Origin of the sequence: Arenibacter sp. ARW7G5Y1 (genome assembly GCF_003201775.1) — a bacterium.
Classification (GTDB): domain Bacteria; phylum Bacteroidota; class Bacteroidia; order Flavobacteriales; family Flavobacteriaceae; genus Arenibacter.
This window is the reverse complement of the sequence record NZ_QJJZ01000010.1, coordinates 90,295-103,054: the sequence shown is the minus strand read 5'-3', so window position 1 is coordinate 103,054 and position 12,760 is coordinate 90,295. Positions and strand designations below refer to the sequence as shown.

Here is a 12,760-nt window from a genome sequence, read left to right as displayed (position 1 = left end):
TGCGTAATTATTAATTATGATCTACCCCAAAAGTTGTGGTCCGGATGGCTATTTCCACACTAGTTTTCTACCTAGAAGGTTTGTTGCCACGGTGGTGAATACAACGATGCTGATAGAGCTTAATGGCATTAGAATGGCCGCAATTACGGGTTCCAATTGTCCGGTAACCGCAAAGTACAATCCCACTAGGTTGTACATCAGGGAAAGCATGAAACTAAGTTTTATGATCTTAATGGCTTTTCTTGAAGCCAGAATATATTGGTAAAGGGATTTGAAATTTTTGGCATCCAGAATACCATCACAGGCGGGGGAAAAAACATTTACATTTTCGGAAATGGCTATGCCTACATTACTTTGTGCCAAGGCTCCGGCGTCATTTAGTCCGTCACCCACCATCATAACTTTTTTATTTTGATCTTGGAGCGACTTTATAAATTGGAGTTTGCTATCCGGTTTTTGATTAAAATATAAAGGGGTCCCTTTTGGCAATAATTTGGTCAGATTGGATTTTTCGCCAGCGTTGTCGCCCGAAAGAATTGCCAATTCCAAATCTTTGGACATTGTATGGAAAGTTTCCCCCACCCCATCCCGATATTGGTTCTGAAAAACAAAACAGCCCTTGTATTGATCGTTGGTGCTAAAGTGTACCGAGGTGTTTTCCGTATTGTCTGTTTCGGTATTGCCGACAAAGGCCGCCGAACCAATTTTAATGCTATCCGTAACTGTTGACCCTTTAATCCCCTGGCCCAGATATTCTTCATATTCTTCCAGTGGCACAATGTTTTGTTCTGCCAACATATCGTAAAGCTTTCTGCTTAATGGGTGATTGGAAGAACGTAGGGTGTTTTTTAAAAGAGACTCTTCCGCACTGGTCAATTCCAATCCCTCATAGTACACATGTCCCTTTTCGGCGGTCGTAATAGTGCCTGTTTTATCAAAAATGGCGGTATCTATCTGTGCCAGTTGTTCTATGGTCTGGGTGTCCCTAAGGTAAAAGCCGTGGCGGCCAAAAATTCGTAACATATTGCCCAAGGTAAAAGGAGCGGCCAAGGCAATGGCACAAGGGCAGGCAATAATGAGTACAGCGGTAAATACATTTATTGTTTTACTAGGATCTATTATTAACCATATGATAGCTGAGACGAAAGCAATGGTCAGTACGGCTATGGTAAATCTTTTGCCTATACTATCTGTCAAGGTTTGAAAGCTCCCCGATTTATCCTGTTGGAAAACAGCGTTGCTCCAAAGTTGAGTTAGGTAACTCTGGGAAACAGATTTTAAGGTCTCAATTTCAATAGCGCTGCTCAACTGTCGTCCGCCGGCATAAACTTTATCGCCGGATTTTTTGTCTACTGGTTCCGATTCGCCAGTTACAAAACTGTAATCTATTCTTGCATTCCCATTGATAAGAATACCATCCACCGGAATTAATTCCCCACTTCTTATTAGGAGTCTATCCCCACTTGTTATGTCGTAAACCTGTATGTTCTCCTCGGTATTGTTAGTTGTTATTCTGGTAACGGCTATAGGAAAGTAGGATTTGTAATCCCGTTCAAAAGATAGATAGGAATACGTTTTTTGTTGAAAGAATTTACCTAAAAGCAAAAAGAAGACCAAGCCCGTAAGGCTGTCGAAAAAACCCGACCCCCAATCGAAAATAATTTCAGCGGTACTCCGAAGGAACAGCACCAAAATGCCCAATGCAATTGGGATATCTATATTTAGGAACCCAGATCTCAATCCCTTGTATGCCGAAATAAAATAATCTTGGGCAGCATAGAAAACTACTGGCAGGGAAAAGGCAAACATTAGCCATCTAAAGACCCCTTTAAATTGATCCAGCCAAAATTCCCCCACCTCAAAATATTCTGGAAAGGAAAGAAACATTACATTTCCAAAAGCAAAACCGGCAATGCCCAATTTATAGGATAAACTACGGTTTATGCCTTTTTTCTTTTTGTCATAGTCATCCAAGGAAATGTAGGGTTCATATCCAATTCTAGATATTAGGAGCACCAATTCCTTAAGGGAAATCCTGTCAGAATTATAAGTGACCCTAACGGTCTTTTTAGGGAAGTCTACCTGCGAACTATTGATACCAGCGTTTAGCTTATTTAGATTTTCCAATATCCAGATACAGGAACTACAGTGTATATGAGGGATGTATAAATTTATGATTTGGATACCATGGTCGTTGAACTCTATAAGTTTTTCTATAATGTCCGTGGATTCCAGAAAGTCGTACTTACCTTCAATTTCCGAGGGAGAGGCACCTGCTGCCGACTGAAGGTCGTAATAGTAGGATAGGTCGTTATTGGCAAAAATCTCATAGACAGTTTTGCAGCCAACACAACAAAAGTTTTTATCATCGTGATTTATGGGAGTTTTCCCGCAATCGTCACCACAGTGATAGCAAGTTACTTTATCCATAGATTATTTGCTTAATACCTGGTTGCAAAGATGGCCCCGATTGCCATCCCAAAACATGACAATTGTCAGTTTTTTCCCAAGATATAACCTTTAAATTTGTCACATCAGGTAATTGTGAATATATGGGCAGATGTGAAAATTGTATTATTCGCCAATTCAATTCCTTGCGCGCAATGAACAAGGAAGAATTGAAGAGGGTTTCAGATACTAAAACTACCAAATTTTTAAAAAAAGGGGAAATTATTTTTGGGGAAGGAGATAAGCTCAATGGTGTATACTGTGTGAGGGATGGGGTTTCCAAGTTGTCCAAATTAAGTCCCAACGGCAAAGATCAAATAGTAAAACTGGCAACCAAAGGTGCGGTTTTGGGTCAGCGTTCCGTGATTACCGAAGAAGTGGCCAACTTAAGTGCAATTGCAGTTAATGATATGGAGGTCTGTTTTATTCCTAAGGATGCTATAGTAGATACATTAAACAGTAATCCCAATTTTGCCGTGGAAGTTTTGAGGCATATTGCACACGACTTAAAGGAGGCAGATGATGTTATAGTTAATATGTCCCAAAAAACTGTAAAGCAGAGGATAGCAGAGGCCTTTATTTATTTGGAGGAAAATTTCGGCAATGATAAGAACGGCTATTTGGCCTTAACATTGTCCAGGGAAGATATAGCCAATGTAGTTGGTACGGCCACAGAATCTGCCATCCGAATTATTTCAGAATTCAAAAAACTGGGGCTGATAAATGCCAATGGAAAGAAAGTTGCCATAGCGGACAGAAAGGCCCTGGGGCAGGTGGCAAAGGGATGTTGACGCCAAGGTTTGTCTTTCCTTTTACCCTATTGTAGTTGGCATTGTTGGGTTCCCAAAATTTCACTTGGACTTATGAGTCTTATTTCTTCATTTTATAGCGTATAAACAGTTACATCTAACCTTGCTACATGGACAACCCACAAGTTTTTTTGTGGTGGTGGATCCATGCAAAAAGCTGATAAATGTCATAGTTCAGGTTTTTCACTTCCTATAATTTTACGCAGTGGTCTTAACCTCTAAGAGGGTTTTTATAAAATATAAAATAGTTTGAAAAAGATATTATTACCTACAGATTTTTCTCCCAATGCCTGGAATGCAACCAAATATGCAATTTCGCTTTATAGGCATGAAGAGTGCGAGTTTTATATTTTAAATACGTATACTCCTACCATTGCCCATAGCCGGTTTATGGCTACAGGTGGCAGTGGCAGGGCGTGTGAGGATGTGGTTAAAAATAATTCCGAAAAAGGTTTGGATCAACTTTTGGCGAAGATCCAGGAAAAGTACCATAATCCAAAACATAGGTTTATTACTATTTCTTCCTTTAGTCTATTGGTAGATGAAATAAAGAATATCATAGAAACCCATAAAATTAGTTTGGTGATTACGGGGACAAAAGGTGCATCCGGTTTGGAGGAAGTATTTATGGGGAGCAATACCGTTAGAATAATAAAATCCATAAAGAACTGTCCGGTACTGGCCATTCCCCAACATTTTAAGTTTAAGACTCCCTCGGAAATAGCTTTTGCAACAGATTTTAATAGGTTTTACACAACTTCCGAACTGAGACCGTTGTTGGAAATGGCAAAATCCTTTAAAGCAGCTATTAGGATCGTACATGTACAATACGAGATTAAATCGCTTACGGAAGTCCAGCAATTCAACCTCAATATGTTAAGGAAGTACATTGGTGAGGTTGAGCATTATGTGCATACGGTTTCAGAATTGAATTCGGTTTCCCAAACCCTGGAGGTATTTGCAAACGAATTGGACATTCACTTGTTGGCCATGCTCAATTATCAGCACAGTTATATGGAAAAAATGACGCGCGAACCCGTAATTAAACGTTTGGCCTTTCACACCCAAATACCTTTATTGGTAATACCCGAATTGGGTATGGGCACTCCACCAAGCAGCAAACAGGATAAGGAAGTAACAACTTCTAATTAATTTCACTCTTCATAGGATGATCCTCATACAGGTCCCTAAAGGTCCTGTTGGTGACGTAGTTGTCCGTAAGAACCCTAAATACCATATATACAAGTAAAATTTGCCCTAGGACACAAATGTAAAAGACCCAATTAAAGGGGAGGTTCATAGTGGCCATTATACCAGTGGTAATTAAAATCAGGGTTGTAACTGCCACCCAAAACATAGCGGTATTTTTCATTTTTTTTATTAAAAGTTATTTAAAATTAAGGAGGTTTCATGTTAAATGACTGCTAATTGTGTTTGGGGCAATGGGTGGTATTTGGATGAAAAATAATATCTTGGATTTGGTCGTGGATATTCAATTCTTAGCTTTTGCGATCTTGCTTAGGGGTTTAAAATTGGGGCTTTTGAGGATTTGAATTGTTTTTTTGATATTTTAGTGCATTATAGATGAAATAAAGGCTTTTGGAGAATAAACGAACTTATATTGCCCAGCCTAAAATACTCGTGGCAACAGACTGTATTGTTTTTGGTTTTGATGATGGCATATTAAAACTTTTGGTTTTTAGGAGAAGAATAGACCCTTTGAAGGGAGAGTGGTCCTTAATCGGCAGTTTTGTGGATGAAGAAGAGAGTGTCCCAGAGGCTGCTCGCCGTGTGCTTTCGGAGTTTACCGGCTTGGAGAATATTTTTTTAGAGGAACTAAAGGTGTACAGCGATGTAGAGAGGGATTCAGGTGCAAGATGTATTTCCATTGCCCAATATGCGCTGATCAGAATTAAGGACTATGATAGGGAACAAGTTAAATTGCATGGCGCAAAATGGTTCGCCCTGGATGATGTTCCCCAATTGGTACTTGATCATAACGTTATGATTGCCGATGCCTTGGAGCGATTAAGACAGAAAACAGCCCATAGGCCCATTGGATTTGAACTACTCCCAGAAAAATTTACCATACCACAGCTTCAATCTTTATATGAGGCCATTCATCAGACCAAATTGGATGATCGTAATTTTAGAAAGAAATTATTATCCTTCAATTTGCTTATTAAATTGGAAGAGAAGGATAAATCCACCTCTAAAAAAGGTGCCTTTTTGTACAGGTTCGATTATGACAAGTACAAAAGGTTGGAAGAATCAGGTTTTAATTTTATACTTTAACCAATCTGAAATATGACAATAAGGGATTGTCCAAATAAGCTTGCCCAAATAATGAAAATCTAAAAACCTTTACTATCTTTGTCCAGTTGTGTTGTGTCTCAATGCAAATTGAGGCAAGGTTGTATTTGTCGATTTTGTCCGGATGTATATTTGGACCGACAAGCACCGATGAAAGGCTTTCCATTTTGGGAGGCTTTTTTTGTTTGTACTGCCTTAATATCATTGTTTTTTCTTGGATTTCGTGAATCATACATTTCTTTGCTTGTCCAAAAAAACCTACACAGGAGGTTCATGAATACCTTATTGCATAAAATGAACAGGACACAAACTTGAGATAGTAAATTATATCTTTTGGTAATTTACACACAACTTTTGGGATTGATTCATCAATTTACGCTAATTCTGTTCCATGTAAATTCCAGAAATGGATATGGATTAAAAAACTATGAAATTCCAACCATTGTATCATTAATAATTGAACTTCAATATTGTAGATACTCCTTATTTTATTGTATTTTTAAATAGGAATCATTAATAAGGATATAGTTATGCCCTTGTATCACAGATTAGGTAAAATACCCTCCAAAAGACATACTGTTTTTAAGAAACAGGACGGAGGCCTCCATTACGAGCAATTGTTCGGGACCATAGGTTTTGACGGAATGTCGTCGCTTATGTACCACTTGCATAGGCCTACTATGGTAAAGGAAGTAGGGAAGTCTTTTGATGTTTCCCCAAAGGCTATGGTATCCCTTAATATAAAGTCCAGGTTGCTCAAGGGTTTTGAAGTAGAGCCCATGAACGATTATCTGGAAAGTAGAAGTGTAATGTTGTTCAATTCCGATGTTCATATCTCACTGGCAGCACCCAAAAAGTCCATGATGGAATATTTTTATAAAAATGCGGATGCCGATGAACTGTTGTTTGTCCATGAAGGCACAGGTGTCTTGAAAACCATGTTGGGGGAATTGAGGTTCGAATATGGGGATTACCTTATTATTCCCCGTGGAATGATTTATCAGATTCATTTTGACAGTGAAGATAACAGGCTCTTGGTCGCGGAATCCTATCATCCCATTTATACCCCAAAAAGATATAGGAACTGGTTTGGACAGCATTTGGAACATTCCCCGTTTTGTGAGCGGGATTTCAAATTGCCACAGAATTTACAGACCCATGATGAGTTGGGCGATTTCGCGATCAAGGTAAAAAAGCAAGGGCAATTGCACCATTTGGTGTATGCCTCGCACCCATTTGACGTGGTTGGTTGGGACGGGTTCAATTATCCCTATGGCTTTTCCATACATAATTTTGAACCCATAACAGGACGTGTACACCAACCACCTCCGGTGCATCAGACTTTTGAGACCTCTGCTTTTGTCGTCTGTTCCTTTGTGCCGCGTTTGTACGACTATCACCCCCAGTCCATTCCTGCCCCTTATAATCATTCCAACATAGATTCAGACGAGGTGTTGTATTATGTGGATGGCGACTTTATGAGCAGAAAGAATATAGAAAAAGGATATATTTCACTGCATCCTGCGGGCATTCCACACGGGCCACATCCCGGGACCTATGAGGCAAGTATAGGAAAATCCAAAACCGAGGAGTTGGCGGTAATGATAGATACTTTTAGACCATTGCAAATAACCAAGGCAGCTATGACGATTGATGATGGTAAATATTACCGCTCCTGGTTGGAATAGGGCTTCCTAAATGATGGGATTAAAAATGGATTTTCTTGGAAAGCGACGTTAGTGACTTTGGTGGATCACAAAATGAATCAGGGAAGCAGCCAATTTGGCTGTTTGTTGGTCAATATCATAAGTAGGATTCATTTCGGCAATATCGAGGCTGATCATTTTTTTTGATGCCATTATAATTTTCAGGCATTCCAGAACAATTTCCGGGGAGAAACCCATAGGGGAAGCGGCACTAACTCCAGGGGCGTAGGCCGAGGAAAAGCCGTCCAAATCTATTGTAGTGTAGATATAATCCACCTCCTTGGTAAACTGCTCTATCCTATCTTTAATTTTATCATAATGTAGGAGGTTGAAGTTTGATTTTTCAATATAGCAAACACCTAGGTTTCTTGCAGTGTTATAAAGGGCACTGTTGTTGGCATCCTCGCGTATTCCTAGGCAGAGGTATTGGAATTTGGATAGGTCCTGTTTGCATTCCTCTGCAATTTGAAAAAAGGGCGTTCCTGAATTATTACTGTTTTGGTTGCTTCTTAAATCAAAATGCGCATCAAAATTAATGATGCCAATGGATCTTTTGTTGCCTTTCGTATCCAGATACTTCTTTATTCCGTTATAATGGCCATACGCCATGTCATGCCCTCCTCCCAAGAGTATGGGGAAGGAGTTTTGCTGAAGAAGTTGGGCAACGGTACGCGATAAAACGGTTTGTGTTTTTCTTAAATCCCCATCCTTACAATCTATTGTTCCGGCATCTATCAATAAGGTGTTTTCCGATAAGTGGTTAGGGAGTTTGGCTAGTTGCTTACGGATGGCGTCGGGGCCCAATACGGCACCAATTCTACCTTCATTTCTTTTTACACCCTCATCGCAGGCATATCCCAATATGGCCCAAGAACCTACATTTACGCGTGGGACTTGCTCGGAATTAAGATCTATGCAAAGCACCTTTTCATGAAGATAAAGCTGTTGGCCAGACTTGCGTCCTGTCCAAAGAAAAGGGTCCGTTTTGGAATAGGTGTGCATTTTAATTGAATTTTATAGGTTGTTGACCCTGTTGACCAATTTATTGATACCCAGTGGGCAATATGCCTCTATCAATATTAGTGTTTTTCCTCGGACAAGACCAACCGTTCCAAAATATTTTAGTGATTTTTTTTAATGTCTTTACGGTGCTTTCGGAGCATTTATTATGTCGTATTGTATGGCCTGAAGGATAAGTTGAAAGCCCAATATAATGGATAGGGTAACGATCATAATGGTACCTGTTGGAGCAAAGGTATTTATGGAAGCATAATATATCCATTCCGTAGCACCAAAAAGGAGACCGAACATAAAAAGTGGAAAACCGAATAAGAGATACATTGAACCAATATTGAAATCGTACAAAAAGTATTCCTTTACAATACGCTTTACAAAAGTGTTGGTTAGTCTAGCTCCAAAGACAAAGGGCATTTTCCATATTTTCATGTGCGATTTTTCATCCCCATATATGGCTGGCATGGCAATATCCTTAACAGTTGCTTTTTCGAAGTATAGCTGGGATAAAAGGGAGGTTTCAAAATAATAGCGGTTGGCAAGTTTGTTGAAGTCCAACTTTTTTAAAACATCGGTTTTAAGTGCCAAAAATCCATTGGTGGGATCAAAATTGTGCCAATACCCTGTGGCCGATTTTATAAGGAAGGATAAGCCTAGATTACCTATTCTTCGTACAAGGGGCATAGCCCTTAGGGCCTTTAAATCCCTGAATCTATTTCCTTTGGCAACATCGCAGTTGTTTGCAATTAATGGGTCCAGTAAATCGGGAAGGTAGCTCAGGTCCATCTGGTCATCGGCATCGATCTTGATAATGATTTCGGCCCCTATTTTAATAGCTTCCTCAAACCCTCTTTTGGTAGCGCCGCCTACCCCTAAATTTGTCGGATTCTCTAAAAAATATATTGTAGCCTTGGGAGGGGAAAGATTTTCTATATCCGATTTGGGAAGGGGGGTGGAACTATGGTCGTCTACAATAATAATATCTTGGATATAATTCGGTAATTTGGAAATGACGAGCAATATTTCATTGGAGGCATTGTAAAATGGGATTACAACAGCAATTTTATGTGAGCTATATTTCTGTGTTTCCATGGTAGCCGAGTTAATGGGTGATCATTGTTTTTATTGGGTTGACTTTTGTTCTAATGCTTCTCTTCCTGTTGCAGGGCGTAATTTAAATTGCCTTTGGCCAATTTGGAACTAGCGTCTAATTTTAACGCCTCATTACATGCGGCTATTGCCTTTTGGTATTCCTTTAGCTGGTTGTAGGCAGAACAAATATTGTTATAAGCTATGGCATTGGGTTCTATTGCGATCGACTTCCTTGCGACCGCGATGCAGGTTTGATATTTTTCCTTATTGTAAAATTCAAGACTAAGGTTTATGTAATAGGACGATATTTCCTTATCGGATAAATTTGAAATGACACGTGCCATTTCCATCTTTTTGTCTTTAGCATTTTTCAAATTGTTTTTCGCCAATTGAAAGGAAGGGTTTAATTCCAGTGCTTTTTGGTATGCTTCAATGGCCTTGTCATAATTTAAAAGATAATAGTGCCCAATCCCAATATTGTTATAGGCGTCAGCGTATTCCGGATTTAATTTTACGGCCTTTCCTGCTACCCGGATACAATCGTCGAAATTACCTTCGTTGAAGTACTGTAAACTCAAATTCAAGTATTTCTCTGGGCTGGGTGCAGTGTTGACCTCTTCTTCCAAAACTGTAAGTATGGATTTTTTGTTCATCGCAATATCCAAATATTTTTTTGTAGTATCATCGTTTGGCCAATTCGCCAAAACCTCTTGACTGTAGCTTTTCATATTTTCCCAATCCTTAAGTTTGTGATAGGATTTAAAGATATAGTCGTTGGTATCAAGGTAATTGGGAACAATAAGATTTATTTCTTTAAATTGGTCAATAGCCTCCTTAAATTTATCATTTTGAAACAAATACCTACCATAAAAGTACTTGGTTCTATGGTTGGCATCACTAAGGGATAAGGATTTTTGGAAGTACTTTTCGGCACTTTCCTTATCGCCAATAGCATTTTTTAATATACCCATATTAGTGTAGATACTGGAATAATTTGGGACATATTCCAAGGCCTTTTTGAACGATATTTCGGCGTTGGTATAATCTCCCTTGGCCATTAGTGCGAGGCCATAATTCATATGGCCTCGTCCATTTTTTGGACTTTTTACGGTGACATCCTGCCAAAGACTGAGTTCGTCTTTCCATACTTTGTTTCGCTGGTGCACCCCATAGGCGTTGGCGAAGAGGAAAAGGATAATAAACAGCGTTAATATGGATTGCCCTTTTTTTGAGCTCACAATTTTAGGATAATAGGTTTCAAGGACATATTTGGAGCCAAAAACAAAGGCTATTGTAAGTCCCATATATGGGATAAAGCTTCGGTGGTCGTTAAGCACCTCGGCAAAGGGAAGTACGGAGGAAGAGGGCAGGAGCGAGATGAAGAACCAAAGAAGGCCAAAGGAAAATAATTTTGTTTCCTTTTTACTGGATGTTTTCAGCGCAAAGAAAATTAATATGCCTATTCCTATAATGCCCAATATTGCCCTGTAATCCGTAATGGATTCAAATGCCACCCAATCCGTATCTGCAGAGAGGTTGTAAGGTATAAAATAGGTTAAAATATAGTGGCACATTACCAAGGGCTGGGTAATTAAATAATTGTAACGATCAGGACCACCGGGAGCAAAAGTTTCCGGGAGCATGCTGAAATAGAAAATTAAAAAGGCCAGTGTTAGGACAAAGGACGGAAGCACCTTTGTAAAGGAGCGGATACATTTTTTAAGTTCCCTTGTCCTGTAGAAGTGTAAAAGATCTACCTCCTCTTCAAAAATTAAAAGATATAGGAAAAGCAGCGGTGAAAAAACCAGTGCCATTTCCTTGGAAAAGAAACCTATAAAGGGAAAAATGAGGTAAAGGTGCCATTTTCGCCATTTCCCACCACTTAAGAAAGCTACAAATCCCAATAGCACATAGAAGCCAGCTACAATTTCCGATCGTTGTATAATGTAGTTGACAGTTTCCGCATTGGCACACAACAAGCCAAAAGTGGCAGCTATCAGAAGTCCCCAAAACTGGTTGTATCTGGAGAATTCCAACTTATCCAGAAGTTTTTTAACAAAAAGGCAAAGGACGCCACAGGTCAAAACAAAAAAAACGAAAATGTGGATATGAAATACAAAAGGGTCCAGGCCACCTCCAAGTTTGTAATCAATGGCATTTTCAAGTGTGGTATAGGGTCGGTAAGACCTGTTGCTGGGGAGGGTGCTAAAGGTTGTTGCGTCCGTAAAAAATGCCAATGGATCTACTTCTTTAATGGCCTTGTTCTCCTCTATGGTATGGTTGTCGTCAAAATGAAAACCATTTTGGAAATGATTGGAATAGGCAGCAAAGAGGGTTAATACAAAAAGAAGGCCTAGTAGTATAAATATCGGATCTCTAAAGGAATTGTGCTCCTCGGTAAACCCGGTAAACTTGGTTGTCCATTTTTTAATTTTTAGCAATACTTCAATCATCGGATTTGTTGATTTTATATGTTGCTTGGAAGAAACTTCATTTTTTATGCCCAATTATTTTTTTCTAAATATAAAACAACGGGTGTCCGGAAAAATTTGTAATAATGGAAACATTAGGAACACCCCTATTTTAGTTGCCATCTTCGCAAAAGTTCCTTGTTGGTCATCCTGTTCTATCCTATCCGATATTTCGGATAGATTAATAGTTTTTAAAGGAAATGATTCTACAGCATCAAAATTGTTGTCCTGGGCCAATTTTAGCAAGGTCTTTCGGGTAAAATAGCTTAAATGTGGGCTATGGAAATTAAATTGCCACATTCTGTCCAACAACGATTTTACCCCAAATAGATAGGCTATTTTGGAAATGAAATAAATTATACCATCTTGTTGCGGTAAATTAACGATCAAGAGGCCTTGCGGATTTAGTAAAGCATAATTGGCCGCCATAATTCCTTTTAGATCGGGTAGGTGTTCCATCACATCATTATAGGCAATAAAATCAAAATGTGATTCCTTTTGTAGATCTTGTGGAAAAAAGCCATTCTGTACTTCCAAGCCTTTTTTAAGATATTGTTCATTGAAGCGGGTTTCAGGTTCAATGCCCAGGCAATCAATGCCATGATCCCGGCAGACCTCCAAAAACCAACCATATCCCGGGCCTACCTCCAGCCCTTTGGATTTAATGTCCTTGTTTTTTTTAATGGAAGCGATGATATGTTGAAAATTCCCTTTCCTTAAATTGATAAGTGCTTTTTCACGGGTTTCTTCATTTAAATCCGAAACCAAACTTTTATTAAAGGTGGCCTCGGGACAAAATTGAAAACCGCAATTGGGACATTCATGTACATTAAATTTAAGCTGGTATTTTAATTTGGTTTTGGGATGGTTACAGATTGGACAGGGAATCATTGTTTTAAATATACTT

The 12,760-nt window shown here is 39.1% G+C and carries 9 protein-coding genes; 4 read left to right on the top strand and 5 right to left on the bottom strand.

All coding sequences use genetic code 11. The features are described from left to right. Nucleotides 1-48: 48 nt before the first annotated feature. A complete protein-coding gene (locus C7972_RS15060; RefSeq protein ID WP_110357007.1) occupies nt 49-2,430 on the bottom strand; it encodes a heavy metal translocating P-type ATPase metal-binding domain-containing protein in 2,382 nt (793 codons plus the stop codon). 173 nt (nt 2,431-2,603) lie between these two features. Here C7972_RS15060 and C7972_RS15055 point away from each other — a divergent pair, with 173 nt between their 5' ends. From C7972_RS15055 to C7972_RS15030, 4 genes are all read left to right on the top strand, one after another. Beyond that, nucleotides 2,604-3,239: a Crp/Fnr family transcriptional regulator gene (locus tag C7972_RS15055; protein WP_110357006.1), complete on the top strand. Its 636-nt coding sequence runs from the start codon at nt 2,604-2,606 to the stop codon at nt 3,237-3,239. A 267-nt stretch (nt 3,240-3,506) separates the two neighbouring features. Next, the gene (locus C7972_RS15050) at nt 3,507-4,409 is read left to right on the top strand and encodes a universal stress protein (RefSeq protein WP_110357005.1); all 903 of its coding nucleotides are present in this window, start codon (nt 3,507-3,509) and stop codon (nt 4,407-4,409) included. A gap of 447 nt (nt 4,410-4,856) precedes the next feature. Next, on the top strand, nt 4,857-5,552 hold the full coding sequence (locus C7972_RS15040; protein ID WP_110357003.1) for an NUDIX domain-containing protein: 696 nt from the start codon (nt 4,857-4,859) through the stop codon (nt 5,550-5,552). A gap of 548 nt (nt 5,553-6,100) precedes the next feature. After that, entirely contained in the window at nt 6,101-7,258 is a 1,158-nt protein-coding gene (locus tag C7972_RS15030; RefSeq protein WP_110357001.1) for a homogentisate 1,2-dioxygenase, read from the top strand. A gap of 48 nt (nt 7,259-7,306) precedes the next feature. Here C7972_RS15030 and hutG read toward each other — a convergent pair whose 3' ends face one another. From hutG to C7972_RS15010, 4 genes are all read right to left on the bottom strand, one after another. Beyond that, a complete protein-coding gene (gene hutG, locus C7972_RS15025; RefSeq protein WP_110357000.1) occupies nt 7,307-8,278 on the bottom strand; it encodes a formimidoylglutamase in 972 nt (323 codons plus the stop codon). Between the two features lie 141 nt (nt 8,279-8,419). Then, complete coding sequence (locus C7972_RS15020; protein WP_110356999.1) at nt 8,420-9,382, bottom strand: glycosyltransferase family 2 protein; 963 nt, start codon at nt 9,380-9,382, stop codon at nt 8,420-8,422. Nucleotides 9,383-9,432: 50 nt separating this feature from the next. Then, nucleotides 9,433-11,835, bottom strand: a complete 2,403-nt coding sequence (locus C7972_RS15015) for a tetratricopeptide repeat protein (RefSeq protein WP_146216333.1) — start codon at nt 11,833-11,835, stop codon at nt 9,433-9,435. Nucleotides 11,836-11,889: 54 nt separating this feature from the next. After that, nucleotides 11,890-12,744, bottom strand: coding sequence for a class I SAM-dependent methyltransferase (locus C7972_RS15010; RefSeq protein WP_110356997.1), 855 nt, complete (start codon nt 12,742-12,744; stop codon nt 11,890-11,892). Nucleotides 12,745-12,760: the final 16 nt, after the last annotated feature.

What these genes read in the sequence shown, in the direction of transcription:
- C7972_RS15060 (WP_110357007.1), bottom strand. Translation starts at nt 2,430, where the DNA reads ATGGATAAAGTAACTTGCTATCACTGTGGTGACGATTGCGGGAAAACT.
- C7972_RS15055 (WP_110357006.1), top strand. Translation starts at nt 2,604, where the DNA reads ATGAACAAGGAAGAATTGAAGAGGGTTTCAGATACTAAAACTACCAAA.
- C7972_RS15030 (WP_110357001.1), top strand. Translation starts at nt 6,101, where the DNA reads ATGCCCTTGTATCACAGATTAGGTAAAATACCCTCCAAAAGACATACT.
- hutG (WP_110357000.1), bottom strand. Translation starts at nt 8,278, where the DNA reads ATGCACACCTATTCCAAAACGGACCCTTTTCTTTGGACAGGACGCAAG.
- C7972_RS15020 (WP_110356999.1), bottom strand. Translation starts at nt 9,382, where the DNA reads ATGGAAACACAGAAATATAGCTCACATAAAATTGCTGTTGTAATCCCA.
- C7972_RS15015 (WP_146216333.1), bottom strand. Translation starts at nt 11,835, where the DNA reads ATGATTGAAGTATTGCTAAAAATTAAAAAATGGACAACCAAGTTTACC.
- C7972_RS15010 (WP_110356997.1), bottom strand. Translation starts at nt 12,744, where the DNA reads ATGATTCCCTGTCCAATCTGTAACCATCCCAAAACCAAATTAAAATAC.